At 40.1% G+C, this 22,978-nt stretch carries 22 protein-coding genes; 5 read left to right on the top strand and 17 right to left on the bottom strand.

Annotated elements, in window-relative coordinates:
* Positions 1-23 precede the first annotated feature (23 nt).
* Together HMPREF1320_RS03970 and HMPREF1320_RS03965 are read right to left on the bottom strand one after the other, a co-directional pair.
* Complete coding sequence (locus HMPREF1320_RS03970) at positions 24-638, bottom strand: deoxynucleoside kinase (protein ID WP_002671237.1); 615 nt, start codon at positions 636-638, stop codon at positions 24-26.
* Between the two features lie 2 nt (positions 639-640).
* A complete protein-coding gene (locus HMPREF1320_RS03965; protein ID WP_002671239.1) occupies positions 641-1,129 on the bottom strand; it encodes an Lrp/AsnC family transcriptional regulator in 489 nt (162 codons plus the stop codon).
* Positions 1,130-1,803: 674 nt separating this feature from the next.
* Here HMPREF1320_RS03965 and HMPREF1320_RS03960 point away from each other — a divergent pair.
* The 4 genes from HMPREF1320_RS03960 (at position 1,804) to HMPREF1320_RS03940 (ending at position 6,681) form a co-directional block, all read left to right on the top strand.
* On the top strand, positions 1,804-2,886 hold the full coding sequence (locus HMPREF1320_RS03960; RefSeq protein WP_009417495.1) for an AMP-binding protein: 1,083 nt from the start codon (positions 1,804-1,806) through the stop codon (positions 2,884-2,886).
* Position 2,887: 1 nt separating this feature from the next.
* On the top strand, positions 2,888-4,714 hold the full coding sequence (locus HMPREF1320_RS03955; RefSeq protein WP_009417484.1) for an ABC transporter ATP-binding protein: 1,827 nt from the start codon (positions 2,888-2,890) through the stop codon (positions 4,712-4,714).
* A gap of 381 nt (positions 4,715-5,095) precedes the next feature.
* Positions 5,096-6,391, top strand: coding sequence for a tyrosine--tRNA ligase (tyrS, locus tag HMPREF1320_RS03945; protein WP_034554070.1), 1,296 nt, complete (start codon positions 5,096-5,098; stop codon positions 6,389-6,391).
* 86 nt (positions 6,392-6,477) lie between these two features.
* The gene (locus tag HMPREF1320_RS03940; protein WP_034554069.1) at positions 6,478-6,681 is read left to right on the top strand and encodes a hypothetical protein; all 204 of its coding nucleotides are present in this window, start codon (positions 6,478-6,480) and stop codon (positions 6,679-6,681) included.
* Positions 6,682-6,727: 46 nt separating this feature from the next.
* Here the strand turns inward: HMPREF1320_RS03940 and HMPREF1320_RS03935 are convergent, their stop codons facing one another.
* The 9 genes from HMPREF1320_RS03935 to HMPREF1320_RS03900 form a co-directional block, all read right to left on the bottom strand.
* Complete coding sequence (locus tag HMPREF1320_RS03935) at positions 6,728-7,333, bottom strand: IMPACT family protein (protein WP_009417509.1); 606 nt, start codon at positions 7,331-7,333, stop codon at positions 6,728-6,730.
* Positions 7,334-7,342: 9 nt separating this feature from the next.
* Positions 7,343-14,425 carry a cell surface protein SprA gene (sprA, locus tag HMPREF1320_RS03930; RefSeq protein WP_009417504.1) on the bottom strand — a complete coding sequence of 2,361 codons (7,083 nt, stop codon included), beginning with the start codon at positions 14,423-14,425 and terminating at the stop codon, positions 7,343-7,345.
* Between the two features lie 627 nt (positions 14,426-15,052).
* Positions 15,053-15,550, bottom strand: coding sequence for a cytidine deaminase (gene cdd, locus HMPREF1320_RS03925; protein WP_323984882.1), 498 nt, complete (start codon positions 15,548-15,550; stop codon positions 15,053-15,055).
* A 53-nt stretch (positions 15,551-15,603) separates the two neighbouring features.
* Positions 15,604-16,218, bottom strand: a complete 615-nt coding sequence (locus HMPREF1320_RS03920) for a DUF4230 domain-containing protein (RefSeq protein WP_009417528.1) — start codon at positions 16,216-16,218, stop codon at positions 15,604-15,606.
* Between the two features lie 72 nt (positions 16,219-16,290).
* Positions 16,291-16,665 (bottom strand): fluoride efflux transporter CrcB, encoded by a 375-nt coding sequence (crcB, locus tag HMPREF1320_RS03915; RefSeq protein WP_009417464.1) that lies wholly within the window; start codon positions 16,663-16,665, stop codon positions 16,291-16,293.
* Between the two features lie 24 nt (positions 16,666-16,689).
* Complete coding sequence (locus tag HMPREF1320_RS11750) at positions 16,690-16,818, bottom strand: hypothetical protein (protein WP_009417480.1); 129 nt, start codon at positions 16,816-16,818, stop codon at positions 16,690-16,692.
* Positions 16,819-16,866: 48 nt separating this feature from the next.
* Entirely contained in the window at positions 16,867-17,181 is a 315-nt protein-coding gene (locus tag HMPREF1320_RS03910; protein WP_009417508.1) for a hypothetical protein, read from the bottom strand.
* 16 nt (positions 17,182-17,197) lie between these two features.
* On the bottom strand, positions 17,198-17,812 hold the full coding sequence (locus HMPREF1320_RS03905; RefSeq protein WP_009417467.1) for an endonuclease III domain-containing protein: 615 nt from the start codon (positions 17,810-17,812) through the stop codon (positions 17,198-17,200).
* 127 nt (positions 17,813-17,939) lie between these two features.
* Positions 17,940-18,485 (bottom strand): NAD(P)H-dependent oxidoreductase, encoded by a 546-nt coding sequence (locus HMPREF1320_RS03900; RefSeq protein ID WP_002671258.1) that lies wholly within the window; start codon positions 18,483-18,485, stop codon positions 17,940-17,942.
* A gap of 94 nt (positions 18,486-18,579) precedes the next feature.
* Between HMPREF1320_RS03900 and HMPREF1320_RS03895 the strand changes: the two genes are divergently transcribed.
* A complete protein-coding gene (locus HMPREF1320_RS03895) occupies positions 18,580-18,957 on the top strand; it encodes a winged helix-turn-helix transcriptional regulator (RefSeq protein WP_009410025.1) in 378 nt (125 codons plus the stop codon).
* Positions 18,958-19,093: 136 nt separating this feature from the next.
* Here the strand turns inward: HMPREF1320_RS03895 and HMPREF1320_RS03890 are convergent, their stop codons facing one another.
* The 6 genes from HMPREF1320_RS03890 to HMPREF1320_RS03865 all read right to left on the bottom strand — a co-directional run.
* A complete protein-coding gene (locus HMPREF1320_RS03890) occupies positions 19,094-19,543 on the bottom strand; it encodes a MarR family winged helix-turn-helix transcriptional regulator (protein WP_009417532.1) in 450 nt (149 codons plus the stop codon).
* The gene (locus HMPREF1320_RS03885; protein ID WP_034554066.1) at positions 19,518-19,970 is read right to left on the bottom strand and encodes an EVE domain-containing protein; all 453 of its coding nucleotides are present in this window, start codon (positions 19,968-19,970) and stop codon (positions 19,518-19,520) included. The genes HMPREF1320_RS03890 and HMPREF1320_RS03885 overlap by 26 nt, the downstream gene beginning before the upstream one ends.
* A gap of 62 nt (positions 19,971-20,032) precedes the next feature.
* Positions 20,033-20,587, bottom strand: coding sequence for an NAD(P)H-dependent oxidoreductase (locus HMPREF1320_RS03880; protein ID WP_009417526.1), 555 nt, complete (start codon positions 20,585-20,587; stop codon positions 20,033-20,035).
* Positions 20,588-20,780: 193 nt separating this feature from the next.
* Positions 20,781-21,158 (bottom strand): VOC family protein, encoded by a 378-nt coding sequence (locus HMPREF1320_RS03875; protein WP_009417520.1) that lies wholly within the window; start codon positions 21,156-21,158, stop codon positions 20,781-20,783.
* Between the two features lie 76 nt (positions 21,159-21,234).
* On the bottom strand, positions 21,235-21,984 hold the full coding sequence (locus tag HMPREF1320_RS03870) for a helix-turn-helix domain-containing protein (RefSeq protein ID WP_198006259.1): 750 nt from the start codon (positions 21,982-21,984) through the stop codon (positions 21,235-21,237).
* 178 nt (positions 21,985-22,162) lie between these two features.
* On the bottom strand, positions 22,163-22,978 hold an 816-nt coding region (locus tag HMPREF1320_RS03865), incomplete at its 5' end, for a gliding motility-associated C-terminal domain-containing protein (RefSeq protein WP_009417505.1).

The raw sequence follows: 22,978 nt of genomic DNA, 5'->3' as shown, positions 1-22,978 counted from the left end.
CTATTGTGGGTGTCTTTTTTATTTTAGAACAATCCGTAGAGGAGAGCATCTATTTTATTGATGATTTCACCTAAATCTTCAGGGTTGTTTACGAAATCAATATTATCTACTTCTATAATGAGTAGTTTCCCCTTGTCATAACTTTTTATCCACTGTTCGTATCGCTGGTTGAGGCGGTTAAGATAGTCTATTGAGATTGTATTTTCGTAATCTCGACCGCGCTTTTGTATTTGGTTTACCAAGTTGGGTACTGAGCTTCTGAGGTAAATCAGTAGGTCTGGTGGGAGAACAAGACGCTCCATCAGAGCGAATAGTGATTTGTAATTATCGAAATCACGAGAGCTCATCAGTCCCATTTCGTGTAAGTTAGGGGCAAAGATGTGAGCATCTTCGTAAATAGTGCGGTCTTGAATGATGTTATTCCCTTTCTCTCTAAAATCCAAAATCTGTCGGAAGCGACTGTTTAGAAAGTATATTTGTAAATTAAAACTCCAGCGCTCCATTTGGTGATAAAAATCATCTAAATAAGGGTTATCTACCACATCTTCGAAATGGGCTTCCCATTGGTAGTGTTTGGCTAATAGAGAGGTAAGGGTAGTTTTTCCAGCTCCTATATTTCCTGCAATTGCTATGTGCATTTTTAATTAGTTTTTTCAGCTTCCTCACGTAGACATTTTATCATAGAGGTGTTCTTGATTTCTTGTATTACGAAAGAACTTTGAATGTTAGAGATAATTTCTAATTTAGATATTTTGTGTACTACAAATCTCTGATAATCTTCCATATCGTTGAGCATAACTTTTAGCAGGAAGTCGTAGCCTCCTGCCATATACGAGGCTTCTAACACTTCATCTAAAGTGCTTATATATTTTTCGAACTCATTAAATAATTCGGCACTATGCTTAAGAAGTTTTACTTGACAATAAGCTACCAATTTTTTTCCGAGAGCTTTAGGATTGGCTACCGCTACATATCTTTGAATTATTCCTAGTGATTCTAATCGTTTGATACGTTCGTGAACTGGAGTGATTGATAGGCTTACTTTTTCGGATAATTTTTTAATAGATTGTTTGCTATCTTGTTGTAATTCATCTAAAAGTGCTAAATCAATACGGTCTAATGCATACATACTTTTATAAATTTATTGGGGGTAAAATTAGAAAATATTTTTGATATAGCAGGGGAAAAGACAAAATATTTTTTCTGTTTTTTTTATAAAAGGCTCATAATCATTATTATTTTTAGATGAATAATTGGGTTGCAAAAGGCTAAAACTATAGAAATATTTTCTGAGTAAAGTATATTTTACAGAATAGGTTATTTTCAATAATAGTTTGTATTGTCTTTAAATTGATTATCAATTTAATCAGCTTTGTCAAAGTGTGTGTTGCAAAAAGGACACATTAGCGTTTTTGGAGAGACACAGAATTATCGAAGGAAAACGAAGAATATCAAAAGATGATTGGAGGGGTTTTTGGTGAAAAAAGGCTGTGAGAAGGGTGGGGTTAGCTTATAGAGAGCTTATAGGAAGCTTATACGAATCTTGGACGATTGGTATAGAAAGGGTATATAAGTAATTGATTCATACTGTAATACAGCAAGACTAAAAATGCTAAAAACGGGGTTTCGAGGCGAAAGTAATGGAAAGGTAAAATGAGAATAGAGCGATAGTTTGGTAATTGCCGACAACCCCAATGAGGGTGAATTGTAGCAATGAAAATATAAGATTTTACATTTAATTTTGCTCATTTCGTTTAATTATTGTAGCTTTGCCACTGCTATTAAAACAATATTACATTTAAGATGAACGAAATAGACTACAAATTTGTACATAAAGATTTTAGAATCAATGGATTTCCTATAGATAGAGAACGACTTATTATCTTGGCGGTAGCCTACGTGAAAGATGGTTTGCCTTACCGTAAATCGGTGGGGAGGTTTCTTCTGGATTGGCTTGACGACAGGGATTATATAGAAGCAACAACCTCTGGTTCTACTGGCATTCCTAAGCAAATTCACCTTAAGAAACAAGGTATGGTTAATTCGGCTTTGGCTACTGGTGAATACCTTAATCTTTCACCTAAGAATCGTGCTTTGTTGTGTTTGCCAGCTGACTTTATTGCAGGTAAGATGATGCTTATTCGTGCCATTATTTTAGGTTTACACCTTGATATCATTCGCCCTTCGTCTATGCCTTTATCGCTTACCAGTAAGGATTATGATTTTTGTGCAATGATACCTTTGCAAGCGGCGAAATCTCTTACTGATTTGCCTCGTGTGAAGAAGGTAATATTAGGAGGAGCTTCTATTGATGGAGAATTAGAGGCTAAATTGCAGAATATTCCCACAGAAGTGTATTCGTCTTACGGAATGACTGAAACCATTTCGCATATTGCGATGCGCAGGGTAAATCATACGATGGAGCACGAAACTACCTATAAAGCAATGCCTAATGTTACGTTTACCCAAGACGACCGCAATTGTTTGGTAATAAATGCACCTTTGATTGCCGACCACCCCGTGATTACTAATGATATTGTAAATCTCATATCGCATAGCGAATTCGAGTGGTTAGGGCGTTTTGACAATATTATCAATTCGGGAGGCTTTAAAGTCTTTCCAGAAAGTGTAGAGCACAAGATTAAGAAGTACATCAAAGGTGATTACTTTATTACTAAAGAACCTGATGATGAATTAGGACAACGAGCAGTGCTTTACGTACAGGGTGAGGAGAAGGATTATCCTACTTTGGCACACGATATTTATATGGATAAAGATATGCTGAAATACGAAGTGCCTCGCCAAATCTATTTCGTTCCTAAGTTTGTGTATACCGATAATCAAAAGCTAAGAAGGGACGAAACGGTTAAGAAATACAAGAAATAAGATGAAACTCAAGAGATTTATCCCTTATATATTGCCTTATAAGAAACAGGCAATACTGAACATATTTTTCAATATTTTTTATTCACTCTTTAGTGCACTTTCGTTTGTGGCACTTATCCCAATGCTTGATGTACTTTTTGGCAAAGCGCAAACAGTAGCTGAAGCTCCTGTATATTCGGGTAATTTGTTGGATTTAGGGAGTTATGGTAAAGCCTACTTAAACTACAAAGTAGGAATTCTTGCGGGAGAAAATACTATTTGGGCTCTTGGAATAGTGATTGCTTTGGTAATTTCACTCTTCTTGCTGAAGAATATGTTTAGCTATTTAGCTTCTTTTTTCATTACTTACCTTCGCAATGGTGTATTACGCGATTTGCGTGATGCACTTTACAAAAAAGTTGTAAGCCAACCGATAGCATTTTTCTCAGAACAGCGCAAAGGCGATATTATGTCGCGTATGGTAGGTGATGTAAACGAAGTACAATACTCATTGCTCTCGGGATTGGAGGCTTTTGTGAGAGAACCTCTTACTATTCTCTTTTCTATTTTGGTGATGCTAGGTATTAGCGTGAAACTCACAGTATTTACCTTTGTATTTATTCCTATTGCAGCAGCAGTAATTTCGAGGATAGGCAAATCACTAAAAAAGAATTCAATAGCTTTACAACAAGAGCAAGGGCGATTTCTTTCGCTTATAGAAGAGACTATAGGCGGATTGCGCGTTATAAAGGCATTTAATGCTGAGGGTATTTTCTCTAAGAAATTTAAGGAATCTAGTAATACTTTTAACCGATTGAGCAATAAGGTAATGAACCGTCAGAACTTAGGGTCGCCAATGAGTGAGTTTCTCGGTATCCTAATGATTGCTATTTTGCTGTGGTTTGGAGGCTCGTTAGTGTTGGTAGATAAAACATTAGAGGGCACTCAATTCATTGCCTTTATGGGATTGGCGTACAATATTCTCACCCCCGCAAAGGCTATCAGTAAGGCATCATACGATATGCGAAAAGGGAATGCAGCAGCCGAACGTATTTTGGAAATTCTTGATTACGAGAATCCTATTAAAGAGTGTGAAAATCCTGTTGTAATTTCTGATTTTACCACTGCTGTAGCTCTGAAAGATATTACTTTTGCGTATGCTGAACTGCCCGTACTCAGTCATTTTTCTTTGGAAATACCTAAAGGAAAGACAATTGCCTTAGTAGGACAATCGGGGAGTGGCAAGAGCACTATTGCGAACCTTATTACTCGTTTTTACGATGTAAATCAGGGAGAGGTACTTATTGATGGGGTGAATGTAAAAGATATGCAAACTGCCTCCTTGCGAAAACTCATAGGGGTGGTATCGCAGGATTCTATTCTTTTTAATGATACGGTAAAGAACAATCTGCTGATAGGAAAGCCCGATGCTACTGATGAAGAACTAGTGACAGCGGCTAAGATAGCTAATGCTTATGAATTTATAAAAGACCTTCCCAAGGGTTTCGATACCAACATAGGCGATGCAGGTAGTAAACTGAGTGGCGGACAAAAACAACGCCTTAGTATTGCTCGTGCAGTGCTGAAAAATCCACCTATAATGGTACTCGATGAGGCAACTTCGGCACTTGATACTGAAAGCGAGCGTTTGGTACAGAATGCCTTAGAAAATATGATGAAGAACCGCACTTCGGTAGTGATTGCGCACCGCCTTTCAACAATCCAAAATGCAGACCAAATAGTAGTAATGCAAAAAGGGCAAATAGTAGAGCAGGGTACCCATACTGAACTGATACAAAAGAACGGTATGTATAAAAAGTTAGTGGAAATGCAATCGTTTGAGCAATAAGCTTAGGGTATAGGTGCGAGTCGCACATTCAGTCGTAGCACGACGAACATTTTTTGGTGAAAAGAAAAATTGAGTTAGCTTATAAGAAAGACGAACAAAAGACGAAGGAAAGACGAACAAAGGACGAACAAAGAACGAAGGAAAGACGAACAAAGAACGAACAAAAGACGAACAAAAGACGAACAAAAGACGAACAAAAGACGAACAAAGAACGAAGGAAAGACGAACAAATGATGAATCTAAACCGAAGAAAAAGCGAATAATAAAACAACTACAAACAGATATTTATACTTACTTATTTAGAACTTTAGCAAGAAGGAATGAGTGTTTTTACTTTTTTCGTACCTTTGCACCCAAATAGATTATAAACGAATAAAACTAATGAAGAATTTTATAGAAGAATTGCGTTGGCGTGGTATGATTCAGGATATAATGCCTGAAACCGAACAACACCTTATGGAAGGCTTACGCGCGGCTTATGTGGGATTTGACCCTACAGCCGACTCACTGCATATCGGTCATTTAGTGGGCGTAATGATATTGCGCCACTTCCAAAATTGCGGACATAAACCTTATGCACTCGTAGGAGGAGCAACAGGTATGATAGGCGATCCTTCAGGTAAATCAGTAGAACGCAATTTGCTCACCGAAGAAGTATTAGCACACAATATAGCGGGTATCAAAAAACAATTAGCAAAATTTCTTGATTTTGAAAGCACTGCGCCTAATCGCGCTGAACTCGTGAATAACTACGATTGGATGAAAGAGTTCTCATTCCTTTCATTCATTCGCGATATTGGTAAGCACATCACCGTAAACTATATGATGGCTAAGGATTCGGTAAAAAAACGCTTCGACCCTAATGAAAATACTGATGGAATGTCGTTTACTGAGTTCTCATACCAACTTTTGCAAGGTTACGACTTTTTGCATCTCTATCGCGAGAAAAACCTCACTTTACAAATAGGAGGCTCTGACCAATGGGGAAATATCACTACGGGTACTGAACTTATTCGCCGTATTGCAGGCGGAAAGGCGTATGCCCTTACTTGCCCGCTGATTACCAAAGCCGATGGCACTAAATTTGGTAAAAGTGAAGGTGGTAATGTGTGGCTTGATCCTGAGAAAACCTCGCCTTACAAGTTCTACCAATATTGGATTAATATCTCCGATGCCGATGCCGAGCGTTATATCAAAATCTTTACAATGCTTAGTAAAGAAGAAATCGATAGTCTCATCGTTCAACACGCCGAAGCGCCTCACTTACGCATATTGCAAAACAAATTGGCTGAAGAACTCACCCTATTAGTACACGGGCGCGAAGAGCTTGAGAAAGCTAAAAAAGCCTCACAAATCCTCTTTGGTAACTCTACTTCTGCCGATTTGCGCACTTTAGACGAGAAAACTTTCTTAGAAGTGTTTGACGGCGTACCTCAAGCCGAAGTAAGTGCCGCCGATATCGCTGGCGGACTTGATATGATTGCTATTCTTTCAGCAAAAACAGGCTTTATCAGTTCTAATTCCGAAGCACGTCGTGCCTTGAAAGAGAACTCTATTTCCGTAAATAAAGAGAAAGTAGGTGAAGACTACCAAATAGGGGAAAAAGACCTTGTAGATGGGAAATTTATTTTATTACAACGCGGAAAGAAAAACTACTTTATAGTGAAGAAAGTGTAGCTCTCTATAATATTCAACTTTGTCAAGGGAGCGCGCCGTGCAGATAGAAAAACTTTGGCAAAGTTTTTAACTTCTAGTTCTTAACAATGAAACTCCTCTTACCCTTTATTTTATGCTTCTTACTTATCGCTTGTAAAACAGTAGATATGACTGTGCTAAACGATGTGCCTTTTTATGCTTTTTCTAAAGAAAAGGAAGGAGATAATGAACGTAAATTTCCTTTTGTACCTTTGGAATACCAACAGCAAAAGGCAGTAGTGAACAGCTTTCAGTTGCATTTTAAAAAATAGATAAATAGACAATCAATGAAAGTAAGCACCCAAGAAAAGAAACACCCTAATTTTCTTCTATTATATGTACCCCAAAGAGATTACTAAAAATCTCTTTTACTTTTATAAAATCACTTTGTCGTACGGCTAAATGTAGCACACAGTTTTCAGTGAGCAGTTGATGAGTGATGGTGAGGTTTTGCTCTTTTACTACCCGCATTACTTTGTTCATCAGTGGATATTCAAAACTGATGATAAGTTCTTCGGTAATGAGCTTTTCTACAATTTCTACTTCTTGCAAGGTGAGCTGAGCAGTAGTTTTGTAAGCCTGCACCAATCCGCCTACCCCTAATTTAATCCCTCCGAAATAACGCACTACTACCACCAGTACGTTAGTAAGCTCAAACGACTGTATTTGCCCATAAATAGGAATCCCTGCTGTATTGTTAGGTTCACCGTCGTCGTTAGTGCGATAACGCTGGGTAGTGCCATAACCCAATTGCCATGCATAACACCAATGCCGTGCCGAGAAATGTGCTTTCTTCACAGCTTCGAGATGCACCTTTATCTCCTCTTCAGAAGTAATCGGGAAAGCATAGCCTAAAAACTTACTGCTTTTCTCCTTAAAGATCACCTCTTCTACCGAGGTTGCTATGGTTTTGTAGGTATCCAAATCAGCTAATTATTGAAAGGTATATTTCACTGAAAGTCCTGTGCGAATAGTCGTCATTGGGAAAGCAGTTGAGATAGCCGATTTAGAGAAATTGTATTGGAAATAATACGATGCCAAAAGGTTACGAGTAAGAGCATATTCGGCAGTGAGGTTACCCAACCACGAGGTTTGTCCTGCTGTTACTTGGTTGTTGAATATTTCCATATTGCGTATTACCGTAAACTCATTGAGGTAAGAAAGAGTGCCTTTCAGTACCAAATCGCTCTTCAAGGTAGTGAGATTACCATTTACTCGGGTAACGAAACGCAAATCTTTAAATCGGTATCCTACCCCAAATTTGTATTCGCGTTTGAGAATCTCAGTTAGGTAATCATTATCTAAACTGATAGAAATAGTGCGGTCTCGGTTGAATTCTGCCAAGAAGCTCATAGAGTTTTTGAATTCCATATCTGCCCTAATAAGCGGATTGAACTGCTCAGCGAGCGTAACAGTAGAATAAAGTTTCTCATTGAGAAAATCGCCTGCTACGTTCGTTTTATTAGGGTTAGCCGGTTCATATTCTAAGTTAGTTCGGAACTCACTAAGCGAGTAGCTAGCACGATAACCGTGTGCCAATGAGAAACGACGGAAAGTATTCTTGATAAACTCTACGCGCATTAGTCCGGTATAGCGTATATTCCACTCAGGGATAGGAATATTCTTGAAAGCGTCAAGCGATACGCCACTGGCGCTACTTCCTGAATAGGCTGCAAAGAAAGCAGGTATCATCACTGCTTGACTCTTTTTGCTATAACCTATAGGGTAACCTTCTGCATCTACGCTGGCTGGATTCAAACCGCGCGCCTCAGCCAAACGACGTGCTACGGTAAGTCGGTTTTCTTTGAAACGTTCAAAGGCTTCCGACTTGTATTCATCAATCTTATTAAAGGTAGTAGCTATCAAGTTGGTAGAAATATTGAAGCTACCTACTTGGTTGCCTACTAATGGATTATAAACAAAGTTCCGCACTTCAAAGGTTTCAGTATAGTTCTCGGTATACTGACGATTAGCCTTTAAGTTGATTTGCAAATCAGGGATAGGTTGCAGATTAGCCGTAAGCAATAGTTGTCTTTCTTGTGATCTGATGTATTGGTCGTTGAAATCAGGAAACTCAGTAAGATAACCTCGTTTTGCCATCTCGTAACGCAAGTCAGTTTGGTCGCCAAACATAAAGCCTGCCGATGGTTTAAAGGTGCCTAAGAAGCCCACTTGTTGCGTATATCCTGGTATGGTGCGAGCATTGGTAACTGAGTAGTTCACTCCTACTGTTTTAAGCATTGTCAAAAAAGTTTTAGCTACACTGGCTTTTTCTCCTCTTGGAGTCGCTTTTACGCCTAAGTAACGATACAGCTGGTCGAAAGTAAGGTTTGCTGTAAAGTTATGCGTATTGCCGTTTTGCAAGGTGTTTACTTCTTGGCGTGCCAACTGTAAGAGGGTTTGTGAACCGCGCTGATAGTCAAAATCACCAGAATAAGTATAGTTAGCTTTCATAAATTCAAAGAAAGGAAACTTACTAAAAGGCAAATCGTAGTTCACTTGGAACTTCGAGAAGAAGTGGTCTGGAGTTCCTAAATCCCAGAAATCTGACCAAAGTGATACTTCTTTATTAACGCCTGATATGTCGCCATTGCCATCGTACACATAGTAGTTGCGAATGATACTGTTATTAGTAGCATTAAAGTTCAATCGCAATGATTTAGTCAAATTGTAGTTGATAGCGTATTGGTGATTCATCTGGTAATTGCGCTGTTGTAGCTCAGGGAGTGCTTTTTGCTGATTTGCATTCACACCATCAAAATGTACATCGCGGAACAATTGCTTGGTAAAAGAACGATTGATATCAGTAGTGAACATAATGCTGGTAGGCAGAATGTTCAAGTTTATATCTGCTAACCATTGCCAATAGCGCTTATTAGCAAACTTACTACTTTTCTTGAAAGGCTCTACCGCAGTAGGTTTGAAAGTATAGTTGTACATAAAGCCTGCGCGCACTTGTTGTTCATCTTCGTAACGCAACTCGTAATCGCGGTGGTTCTTCTCGTTGTAAGCGTAGTTAAAAGTAAAGTTCTCTATGTTGTAAATACGGTTTTTCTGTCCTTCGCCTAAGTTTTTCTTCACCCCGATGAGGTTAATACCGCGTCTTAGTGTATAATCTTCCGCTTGTTCTTTAATAATTTCTCGCTCGCGTGCGTTTTGTGCTACGTCCAATCGGTCTTCTAATTTGATGTCTTGATATACGGGGTCGTACTCTGGGGTCGAGAGTTTCTGCGAGTGATTCAAGCCTACCGGTATTTGCATATTCCACTTAGGAGGGAGCAGTTTCCCCGCATTGATGTTCATCATTACATCGTATTCGCGGGTACTTTCTAAGGCGCGCTGATTAGGAGCTTGGTCTACCGCTCCAAAACCTACGGTATGCATACGCCCTGTAGCCGAGATGTTCATTAGTTCAGAGGCATTCGCATCAAGAGAGCCTACGGCTGCCCAACCGCCGTGGTTTTCCAATTCGGCTACACGCAATTCGTTGAACCAATATTCCCCACTCAGTCCATTACTACCCGATACGTTTTTCACCCCTATCATTACGGCTCTTACACTACCGAGCGATGGATTCCCTTTGATTACATAACGGTTTTGTCCCGCTACGTGTGGTGCACTCTCAGGTACTACATTGAAGTTTGCATCGTAGTATACCGCATCGCTCATTGTTTGGTTGCGTATGCTGATAGCTTTTAACTTGGTGAGCACGTCCATTGGAATAACCAATTGGTTGTTTTGTGGCCATATCAGTTGCTCTGTCGAAGCACCCGCAGGCGTTACCTGTAAGGGTACTTCCACTTGGTAATAGTTGTCGTTAAAGTCAGTACCTACCCGCAAGAAAGCCACTGCCTGATTATCGCTCAGCGGTTTGTTCTTATAGGCTTCAGCGTGTACAAACATCTTGATATACTTGTATTGTCGAAGGTCAAAGCGCATTGCCTTGTATACCGCCCTACTATCGTTGTTTTCAAGGTTATCCACTATGTAAGATAAAGCCTGCTCGTTTTGTTCTACCAAGGTGTTGTTGGTATTAATACGCTCACGGCGTACCCCTGGTGGCATACGGTAAGGAATAGGCTGACGGGTTTCGTTCTCAATTAAGTTTACTGAATTGATTTCTACTTTGGTGCCGTCATCACTGGGGTCGTCCTTATCGGTGCTGAGGGTATAGTTGTAATAACGCCAATCACCGCGAATAAGGTCAAGTGTACCAAAGCGTAATAGCATTTCTTGAGGGAAGCCTGTAAGGTACATACGCATATGGGTCATCGAGTTGATGATATCCATTTTGTCGTTGTTGTTCAATGGGTATTGGAACCCTTCTCGCCACATCTCACCGCTGGCAATCGGTATTTTAAACTGTATCCAGCGGGCACTTACTTGTTGCCCGTTAGGTGCTTCTACCGATACCACGCGAATATCATTCACATAAGGGTCAGCAGTGGTGATATTAGGTTTAATACGCACTCTGTATTCAAGGTAGTTGTTGGCGGTGTTCATCGTATAATCACCGTTGATATCTTCATAATCAGGAATTGTAGTCGAACCTCTGTTCGTATTAGTCACTGCCACAGGCGAGTTTCCTTGCGTACCATTGTAGTTGTAATAACGGTTTAAAATACCACCACTACGCGCCAAAAAGTATTCGTAGTTATCCATCGCAGGGTCGTTAGGTGAGGTAGCTACGTTATTGTTGTATATTCTCGATTCTTCGGCGTCGTTGAGTCCATCTAATCCTATATCTTGCAAAGCACGGTTAGATGAGTTGTCATCAAAAGCATATATCAGCGATTGTGCCGCAGGTACTTTACCCCAAGAAGAGGTATTAACACTTGAGGTAGAAGAAAGTCCTGGTAAGCCGTTTTCGTATTGTTTTCTACCGTCTTTAAGCACGTCTTCTGATATATTTCCTAAGTTGAATACCAATTCTCCATCACCACTGTATTCACCTGAATAATAAGGATCCATCACCCAGAACTGCAAGAACTCTATGTTACTTTCTTGAAAATCCGAATAGCTCATACCGCGCATAATTCCTGCCCATTTGTCGTTTTTAGTACGAGAAGCAAAACTTGGGTCGTTGTTATAAGGCCCTTTTACATTAGGGTAATAAGCTAAGTCTAAGGTAGTTTGTACTAACGATTGTCCTTGGGCTAATTGCTGTTGTGGGAAGATTTCTTCTATAAAAATACGACGCGTACTATTCTTAGAGATTTCGCTACTGTTTATCTCCGAAGGCTTTTGGTTTGAATAGAACACAGGGTCTATGGTATACCACGACAGTTTGGCACGCCCATAACCATTGCGTAAGTTATTGGGGTCATCAGGCCCATTACCGTATAGGGTGCGTGAAGCTGTACCACTGCCTTGTCCAAATTCCAAAGGCGTACTCGCCAATTTCCACGCAAGAGGCGAACGCATATCAATAGTGGCTTGCGCTGCCTCAAAGTCGTCTAAGTACACGGTAGTTTCTCCGTCAAAATCATCTGCCTTAGGGGTACCGGCTCTTAGGTAAGCAAATTCACCTCGTATAGATAGATTCGACGGCGCATCGCTCTTAATCGTAGGAATACGGTTTACCCACCGAGTGAGGAAAGGTAGCTCAGTAGAGTAAGTTCCTCCAAAACCGAAGATAGTATTGTTTACGGCTTCTTGTCCGTAGCTGGTCTTTTGGGTATAAGGTCGTTCGCGTAGGTTCACGATAGAACCTCCAATGATAAACTTATCGTTGAATTTGTGTTCTACATTTACGCCCATAAAGCGGGTGGTTTGCCCTCCAAAAATCAGGTTGTTCTCTACTGAAACCTGTATAGGCAAGTTGCTCGCTTCAAGACTCGGATTGATAATCTCCACAATTCCTGATTGATAGTCTACTAAATAGTCTAACCCTTCTACCAGTATGCGCCCACCTGCAATCACGGTTACTGAACCACGAGGCACATTGAAAGCCCCTAACGAAATCCCCCTTCTTCCCGATGACTTATAGCGTCCTTTCATTTGGAACTTATTCTTATCACCGTCCATCTGGGCTTGGGTTTTCGTATTTTTGTATAGTGAAGTATATACGTATTTTCGTTGGTTGTCATTATAAGTTGCAGGGTCGTCGTAATTTGCACCACCACCTAAGGTGTTGTAGAGGTATTCACCAAAAGGCTCTACTTTGGTAAAGAATATTTTTCCGTATTGTTCGTCTACAGTAATGCCCGGAACAAAATCAAAGAACCCGTCACCACCTGGCTGAGGGTCGTTGTATTTGTTGAGGCGGTCGAAGTTGAAGAGATTTAACAAAATGCGGTCTTCCAATCCTGTAGGCCAACCGTTATTGTTTACTTTTTCGATATAGTTAATAGGGGAGGGGTTGGAGTAGAAGATATTCATACGGAAATCTTCTGGTGAAAGCTGTGCCGAACCTACTGAATACACGTTCTTCATCATCAAATCCCAAATAGGGTCTTTCACATTTAGGCGGTTACTTTTAAGCATCTTCAACACCAAAAGGTTGTTGGTAATCGCATTGTTACCACCTCCGTAGAACTGATTGGTAGTTGCCGAAATACCGTCGTTGGCAAACTCACCCACTTGATACACTTGGCTGCCGTAGGTATATTGATAAGCTACCGCCAATACCTCATCGCTACTAAGGGCTGTGTTCAGCGAGATATAACCGAGTTTGGTATCTACTTTATAGTCCACTCCCTCTTCAAGTTTACGAGCGTTCTCTATAACGGCGTAGTCGTAACCCTGACTCACGTAGGAGCTGTTCGTGCCAAAACCTTGTTGTACCGTAGCCACATCGCGAATAGCGCTGGTAAGTACCGAATTTGGTGTGCCCAAACGTGTAGGGTCGTATTTGTTAGCCCCATTGGCAGGCATATTATTGGTGGTAGCATTAAAGAAGCTGGCTCCTGCTTTATTTCCCAAACGTGTATTCTCCATTTTGGGTTCACCTAAGTCTTGTACAGCCAAGATATTGCGGATATTCCCCATACGGCTATTGCGGTTGGTTACCCACACCTCCAAACGGGTAATTTGCACTTTACTATTGATAAATGGGTAGTTTTCTAAAGCGCGGTCGTAGTTATCACGGAAGAACTGTGCGAGGAAGTAGTTGCGGTTTTCGTCGTAGTCAAGAGCCGAAAATTCAAACTCTGTAATAGTGCCACTGCCTTGGGCACTTACGGTCTTTCGCTCCGATTTCTGTTCAGAGAAAACACCCGTGATAGTAGTACGCCCAAATTTAAGTTCTGTCTTCACCCCGAAAAGGCTCTGCGAACCTGTGATGAGTGAGTTAGACATCGGCATTGAGATATTACCCAATTCTATTTTTTGTACGATATCGTCTTCATCAGGGGTATATTCTAATTTAAATACATTTTGGAAATCAAAAGAGGCTTGTGTGTCGTACTGAGCGTTAAGTGTTAGGCGTGTACCTATCTTACCGGTAAGCCCTAAGCTGATGCGCTGTTCAAAATCTAAGCCCCACGAACTGCGGTAACGCGGACTCACTACGGGGTTGTCGTTGCGCGTATAGCGTACGCCTAAATCTACCCCTACACTTCCCTGCGGAACCAGTTCTATATTGCGCCCCCCGAACACGCTTTCAAAAAAGTCAGAATTTACGTATAATTCCGGCAAGAGGTCGCGTTGCGTTTTTTTCTTATCGGCAGTATTGCTTTGGGTATCGCCTATGGCGTCCAATTTAGTTCGGTAGTATTCCTTCATACGCTCACGCAACACCAAGTTTTCATATTGTTGTACCGTGAGAAACATAGGGGTAGAAAGGTCGTAATTCCCTAATTTCTCAGTGTATACATAGCGGTCGAGCGTCGGGTTATAGGTGTACTGATACACAATACTTTTAGGTTGCTCTAACCCTATACGCCCAATGCCATTCCGCACAGTCGTCTCAGTTTGAGTACTCGTAGCGGTTTGGGTCGTAGGGGTTACTTGTGCTTGAACACTGAATCCTGCTAAAAGTAGTAGAAATAAGGTTAAACGTTGCTTTACTGACATCTTATAAGAAATAATTAAACACCTATAAACCAAATTATTGCTATAACGTTATAACCTCTTTTTTGGCAGATAGGTACATTATGAGATAATGTAATTTGGTGCAAAAATATAAAATAAAGTATAATTGGCAAAGGATATCACTTTTTTTCTACACCAAATGTGTAAATTATTTTTTTTAATATACTTCACCTTCACCCTATCTTATCATTATCCTACCTTCGCCTTTCAAACGGATAACCACCCCAGTTGAAATCATCTTCCCCCTCCTAATGCGCTCTTCACTTTCGTTTTTTCCCTCTTCACTCTTCGCTTAATTAACATTTTTTAACTTTTTAATATCTGCTCTTACCCTCTCATTATTAACCATTTGTATACCATTTCTATACCAATCGTCCAAGATTCGTATAAGCTTCCTATAAGCTTTCTATAAGCTAACTATACCATAACCCTATCTTCGATATCTTCCGTGTATATCCGAAATACTCCGATAATGCACTTTTGTAAATCCCTCTCTTTTGCAAAAAATAAGGCAATGGTTTTTCATACCATTGCCTTATAGCAGTTACTCTTTATATTTCTTTTTTACGTTTATCTATTAACTCTCACCTGCCCTTGTGGCTCGCATTTTTACATCAAACTACCGTCAAAAAGGAAAGGTAGTAAATCTTTGATAGAAGCTGTTCTGATGATATTCCCTTCTGCTCCCATAAAATAAACAGGTATTAGCTTTTTCTGCTTAGTCTCGTATTCTGAAAGTGATTGCCTACACGCTCCACACGGAGAAACAGGGTAACAAGTAGGGTCTTCGGCAGTGCCCGAAATAGCAATCATCTCTATTTCTTCATCAGGACATTGGGTAGAAGCCTGATAAATAGCCACTCTTTCAGCACATAACCCCGACGGATAAGCGGCATTCTCCTGATTAGAACCTATGAAAATCTGTCCGTTTTTAAGACGAACCGCCGCACCTACTTTAAATTTCGAGTAAGGAGCATAAGCATTTTCTCTAGCCATAATGGCTTGTTGCATTAGTTCTTGTGCTTTTTTTGGCAGGTCAGTAACCCCCTCAAAAACGCTATATTTAATATTTAATTGTTTTTCCGTTTTCATAAGTGAATATTCAATATTTGATTTATGGGGCAAATATACAGAAAATAATCAAAACTAATACACTTTTGTTATGGTTTCAGCATTTTAAAATCTTCTCTACTCTCAATAGGCGTATTTTGGTACTCTAACGTCCAGCCCACAGCTCGGGTAGCAAAAATAAGGTTAGAAAGTTCGGTAAGCAATCGATTTTCGGCATTGCTCCTTAGGGTTGAAGCATTCACTTTGCGTTCCAACTCGGCTTTTACCTTCTTTTGTATCTTCTCTACATCGGCAGGAGTAAAAGGATTCACCTGACTCTGGCTCACGTCGTAATATTTCATCGTTGGGTATATCTTTACCTCTGCCTCTGGTAACGATTTAATGATGACTTTCTTTTGCTCTTCGTTTACCTCATAGCTGATTTTGTGCAGGTCGTAAGCTACCGTTACATCAGCATTTACTACTGTGAGGATTTTCTTGTCAAACGAAAGTAAATCCATAAAGTATTTTTGAGTATCGGTATACGAGAGTACTTCTGCAAAATGTCCTTCAGTAACTACCAACTTGCTCACGTTGGCTATTTGCGTTTGTATCAGAGCCGTATCAGCCTCCAATCTCTCTTTGTCTTCTTTCTTATCAGTAAAATACTTTATTAATAGCAAGGCTACTACAGCCACAGCTACTCCTAACAAAAATTTCTTCATTGTCGTATATATTTTTTAATGTAAAAACTTCTTATTTAAATACCAGCTATCGCAGGCTTTATCTTTTATCTTTTACCTGTTGCCTATAAAGTATCCCAAAAAGCACGCCAAAATTCCTAATCCTACACTTCCTACTACATAAAAAGTAGCTTTTAGTAGTTCTTTTTGCTGAAATAATTGCAGTACTTCCAATGAAAAAGTAGAGAACGTGGTGAAGCCTCCCAAAACGCCTGTCATTAGTAATAAAATTAGATAGCTATCTACTTCTCTATTCTTGAAATAACCATAGAGTATTCCTATCAAGAAACACCCCAATATATTTACCATAAAAATACTTATTGGGAAGGACAATATTTTACCCCATCTGCTCAATCCTACTGAAAGCACATAACGAAAAACTCCGCCCATAAAGCTCCCAAGTCCTACTATTAAAACTGATTTTATCATACTTACAATTGTTTGGTAATACTGTTAGATTTGTTTATCGCCTGCCCAACTCACAAAAACCCTCATTAAATGAGTTTCGAGGGCTTCGCAATAGCCTACAAAGAAGAAATCTTCTCTGTACACTAGCTCTTCGGAGAGCTTTATATTTTCCACTTGTTTTATTTTTATCTTCTTTTGATAGTTCGTTGTGATGTTGTTTGTTTACTTGTAATAATAATACCAATTTCCGTTCCACTCCTTGTCGCAATCTTCCTGAGAGGCAAAAGTACAGTCCTTTATACCTTCCTCAGGGTATTGTTGCTCACGCAATAGTTTTTGGTGATAGTCGTTTATCTTTTGCAGTAAGCCTGTTTCCTTTGCTTTGCTCAATTCTTCCTCTGTTTTAAAGATGTAAGACACAAAGTAATCTTGTGGGGCTATATAAGCTCCGAAATCCACAGAAGCGTATAATTCTTGAAAAGTTGCCTTTACCTCTTCTTGTGTACTCGCAATGATATTTTTCCATATTTTGCTCATAATTTTTCTATGTTTATTATTCTAATAACCACTGTTCATCGGTAAAACCTTTGCGGTAAGCCTTGCCGTGTACATCAATCACAGCGTGCCATTCTTGGCAGGTTTCTAAGGGAATTTCAGCCACTAAGGGCATACACTCTTCACGGAGGGCTTTATAGGTTTGTGCGGTAGAAAGGTTCAGGCGGTTCAAAAGTCGTATAGCGTACTGGTCAGCTATGAACACCTTTCGCTCAAAAATGTACAACAACATAGCATCGGCAGTTTCCTCGCCCACACCTTTGATAGAGAGCAGTTCCTTGCGAAGCTCCTCAGTAGGGATAGCCTCAAACTTTTGTAAGGAAGCTCCGTGCGACACGTACCATCCCATCAGGGCTTTGATGTAAGTGCTTTTCTGCTTGTAGAAGCCTGCCGGACGTATATATTCCTGTAAAGTGTTCAATTCCATAGCGTGTAAAGCCTCTACCGATAGGTTGCCCTCTAAGTTTGCAAGGGCTTTTTCGGTATTCTGTTGGGTGGTTTGCTGAATGAGAATCATCGAAATCCAGTCGGTAATGCGATTGGGGTCATTCCACCAACATTGCTTGCCGTAATGGGCTAATAATTTATTGAAAACTTTGATTTTTTGAGACATAAAATAATTTTCTGATGAGCAAAGGTACAAAACAATTGACAATTGGCAATTGATAATTGATAAAACCCTCCCTACTAGTAGTATTTCCTACTAGTGAGGAGGGTGTTTTCTTATCCTAATTTGTGTGTTATTTCAGCAAAGAAAGAAATGCTAACAATCGCTGGGCTTGCGCTTTGGCTTTTGCTTCTATATCCTCTTTGGTATAACCTGCATTTACTGATGTCCCGTGAAAATATAGAGGCTCTACATACTTCATCTGCGCATAATAAGCCGTTTGCGCTAAGTTCTTGCAAAACTCGTATACTTTGAAATGGTGTTCTCCCAAAGTGTGATATTCACTTTCGGGTGCCCCAACGGTAAAACTTGGGATAAAATATTTCCCTTTGAGCTTATCTCCTTGTGAACCATAAGCAAACTGATACGTGAAAACCTCATCAAACCAATGCTTGAGTATCGCTGGCATATTATACCAATAAAAAGGATATTGAAAGATAACCTCTTGATGCTTGAGTAAGGCTTCTTGCTCTGCTTTTACATCTATTTGAAAGGTAGGGTATAGCGCTGATAAATTTCTGATTTCAAAATCTATATCACTACGAGAAAGTTCCTCTATGATAGCCTTATTGGCTATCGATTGGTCAAAATGGGGGTGTGCTAAAATTACTAATGCCATATCGAAATTATTTTTTAATTTTGGCGCAAAATTATAGTACAACTTTCAATCTGGCAATAACTATCTAAATAGATACTTTATAATTTCAACTATTATGGAAACAAAAATAGAGTGTACAGCCCCCAGCGTTCGCTTAGGAGAAAAGACCTATCCTTGTACCATTGCCGTAGCGATGGATTTGATAGGAGGAAAATGGAAAGCCGTGATTTTATACCACCTTAAAGAAGGTGAAAAGCGATTTAGCGAACTGAGAAAAGACCTCTATTCGGTAACCGAAACTACGCTGAGTATCCAGCTAAAACAATTGGAAAACGACGGGCTTATTTCTAAAGTTGTCTATGGCGAAAAACCTCCTTTGGTGGCTATCTACTCACTCACCGACTTAGGAAAATCTTTTTTGCCCATACTCGATGCCCTTACCCAATGGGGAAATAAAATTGTGCTTGAAAAAGGAACTTTCCTAACGGAATAAAACACAATTATTAATTTCCAAATTTTCTAATTTGCTAATTGCTCAATTATTCTCCGCTTCCTTCTTCAAAGCATTCACTCTATTAATACCCAAAGGAAAACCTATATAAAGGATAGCAAGGAGCAAAACGATTCTGCTAATTTGTCAAAAGTTTGTGCAGTTGAGCGTTGAACGAGGACTGTTCGGTTGCCAAAATACTGAAAAATTCATCATCGAAAGCCTCGACCTTAGCGACAGCTTGCGCGATGAGTTCGGCTCCTTTATCGGTGATAGCAACTACTTTGGCGCGGGTGTCGGTCTTGTGCTCTTCCCTTGTGATAAGGTCTTTGCTCTGCAAAGTACGCACCACTTGCGAGGTAGTCATTGGGTCTATCTTGGTGAAATTTGCCAAAGACACCTGCGTGATTTCCTTTCCTTGTTGGGCGAACCACTGGGCACTCGCCAAGAGTACAAACTGGGGATGTGTGAGGTCGAAAGGTTGCAACACTTTTTTGATTCCGCGTTGCCATAACATACTTACCTGCCAAAGTAAAAGCCCTGAGCTTTCTTCGGCTCTTAAACTAAAAATTGAGTGCTGAGAGGTCATTGTGTAACATTTTAGAGGCTATAAGTTTAAAATCGTTCTCGGATATTTCCAAAATACCAAAGCGAAAAGGATATCCCCACGCTTTTTTGTTAGGGATAAAGTCCAATAGCTCGATAAGGTCGGCTATGGGCGTTTCTTCACAGTCTACAAAAATAATATTTCTCCTAAACGGACAGAAATTTTCACTCATCTGAAAGGCATAGACTTCCTCGTCTTTCACTCTGCCAATAGCCGTGAAGGCTTGGCATTTGTCTTCCTTTCCAAAATAGCGTTTGGAAGAGTAATAGAGAATACCATCTCCCTCCTGCATACGTTTCAAAGGCTGTGCCTTGCCGTGGCAAGCTTGGGCAAATCCTCCCGCAACGCCCATTTGTACGTGGTCTCTACTCGCCACGATAATCCAATATTTGATAGGTCTGTTTTTCATTTATAAATGGAATAAAAACCGTGTGACACACTGCCACACGGCGATTTTTATCAATTGCAAAATTAGTTTAATTCTTTGATTTGCGCAACCAATCGAACGGCGTGCTCTTTGGCTCTTTGTTGTAGGGTTGTAAGTGCTTCTTTGGGCATTACCTCTGGAATGTACTTCATTCCATAAGAGATTACAGGCTCTTGGAATAGCAGTTTGCAATGATTGGCAGTTTGGCGGTGAATGTTGAGAAAATCGGTAAACGGATAGTTCTGTGCGCCACCGTGTTGGTAAGCCTCTTCAGGTGCTCCGGTAGTGAAAGAAAGGATGAGTTTCTTGCCCATCAGCTTGTTGTCGCCATAAGCAAAGCCGTGTGAAAACACGTTGTCTAACCATTTTTTCAGCAAGGCAGGAAGCGAATACCAATTCACGGGGAATTGCCATACAATTACATCTGCTTTTACAAGTTTAGCTTGCTCGGCAGTTACATCAATTTGATAGTTAGGGTAGAGAGCTTGCAAGTTACTTATTTCAGCCTCAGGGAGCAAGCGTTTTACTTCTTCTAAAATAGCCTTATTGGCGTTAGACGTCTCCATAGTAGGATGCCCGTTGATAATTAAAACTTTCATATATAATTTAAATTTACTTCTTTATTCGGGCGCAAAGGTAATATGTTTTTATATAATAAGCAAACTTACTATATATTATTTTATAAATATTTTTTTGAGGTGTAGGTATTACTGTGAGTTAGGGATATAAAAACTCCCCGCCAGTAGATTTCTTTACAAGCGGGGAGGGCGTTTGTATTTTATTTTCAATATCTTATTCAGGGGCTGAATAGGTTACTATGTCAATGCCGATGCCGTTGGGGTCTATAATGGCAAAATGGCGGTCGCCCCAAGGCTCTTCGCGTAAGTCTATGGTAATGGGTACTCCCTGCTTTTTTAACTTGTGGTAATACTCATCTACATTCTCTACTTCAATAGTGAGGTATACGCCCTGTTGGGTAAAAGGTTTTTGGAAGAGAGGCTGTTGCGAAGGGTGATTAGGTAATAAAAAACTGATTTCTGCCTCGTGATTAGGGGTGTGCAACAGCAAATAAAAGTCGTTTTCAAAAGTAATGCCAAATTGTAATACTTGGGTGTAGAAAGCCTTACTCTCGGCTAATTTCTCGGTGATAATACCTGCGTTTAATTTCATTCTGATAATGTATTTGTTATTTGGGGGCAAAAGTACCGCAAGCGCAGGAAATACGATTGTAAAAAACGGACATTCTTCAGCCTAACACCTTGCTCGGGGTATCTCCATAGAATGTTTTAAACGATTTGATAAAATGGGCTTGGTCGTAATAAGAGTCTAAAAAAGAATGGTTGTGGTAGGATTTTGTACTTAGTATATGTTGGAAGCGCACAATATTGCTAAAAGTCTTAGGACTATCGCCTATGTAGTAGTCGAAAAGGCGGCGCAACTGTCGGGCACTGATACCCATATCTAACTGACTGATGTGCATCGTGCCTTTGCTCTGTAATATCTGCAAAAGTGCCGAGAAAAAGCGCTTGTCCATCTGCAAAGGGCGTTGTGATAGGTGGCGGAGAAAATAGTTGTCCAAATGTTGTGCAATGGTAGCTAACGAAAGGGGAGTTTCTAACTGCTGAGTGATAAAAGTAGCTAGTGCGGGAACTACCTCACGCAAAGGGATTTCTTGTGCGCTGATTTCAAAAGCATCCTGACCAAAAAGTAGCGGAAAGACACTGGGTAGAAAGCGCACTCCCACATAGTGAAAAGCACCCATTATGGGAAACTCTATGTATGTATTGCAATAGCCCATAACGGAACTCATCTGAGGGTTGTTACAGTCAAAAAATAGGTCTATACAACCATCGGCAACTACTCGGTAGCAAAAAGGTGTATTACGCGGAGGAGATTTCAGTTCCCAATAGCAATAGATAAACGAACGCAAAGCCTCGCACGGAAGAAACTCGGTATAGGTAACCTCTTTTTCTTCCGCAGGAATAACCGATTGCATAGGGTGATAATAGGAGCGAAGTGATAACACGTTGTTTGCTATTGATGAAGTGCAAAAATAGGAATAATTAGCAATTAGACAATGTGTAAATTATAAAAAACTCCCCGCTCGTATAATTTACGAGCGGGGAGTTGTTGTTTTACGCTTTCAATCTTTTTAAGCGTGAATACCGTGGAGCTTATTTCTTGATATACAACCAACCTACTTTGCTTTGTTGTTGGTTATGCTCATCGGTGTATTCAATTACATAATAGTAAGTTCCTTGTGGAAGTTTGTTAGGAGCTTCTACAGTTACACGTCCGTTAGAAATGCCTTTGAATACATTTCGAATGTTGTCGTAATGTTCAGCTTCCCATACTTTCACACCCCAACGGTTGTAAATACGTACCACATTGTTAGGGTAACTTTCAATACCTGCTATGTGGAAGTGGTCGTTCTTGTCACTACTTAACGATATAGCGTTGTAGATAACAATACTTTTAATTATCTCCACTGTTACAGTTGCAGTTGCACAACCACTGGCATTGCAAAGTTCGTATACAAAGGTATCAGTGCCTGCAAAGTCGGTGTGAGGGCGGTATTCAATAGAACCATCACTATTTACTGATACAGAACCATTCGCAGGGTTTGTGGTAACATTAGGTGTAGCACCTTCAGGGGTGTCATTGCCTAATACATTGATAGTTACTGGCGTATTGAGTGGTGTAGTTGCTCTGTCATCAACTGCTACAGGAACTGGAGCTGTAGGTGTTGTTGTACCCACTACAACAGTAGCTGTGGTAGTAGCACAATTTCCGCTATTTAACTTATCACAGATTTGATAAACAATAGTGTAAGTACCTGCTGGTGTATTGTTAGGAACAGTTACTTTACCATCGCTATCCAAAGTAGGTGTGTTAGTACCTGGTTGTTTAGGAGTAGCGCCTGTAACTACTGAAATACTTACGGTATTAGTAGTAGCTGTTGCCGTACCAATCTTATCGTTATCAAGTAC

The organism is Capnocytophaga sp. oral taxon 335 str. F0486 (assembly GCF_000277665.1).
Lineage (GTDB): Bacteria > Bacteroidota > Bacteroidia > Flavobacteriales > Flavobacteriaceae > Capnocytophaga > Capnocytophaga ochracea.
This window is presented reverse-complemented; position numbering and strand designations above follow the sequence as displayed.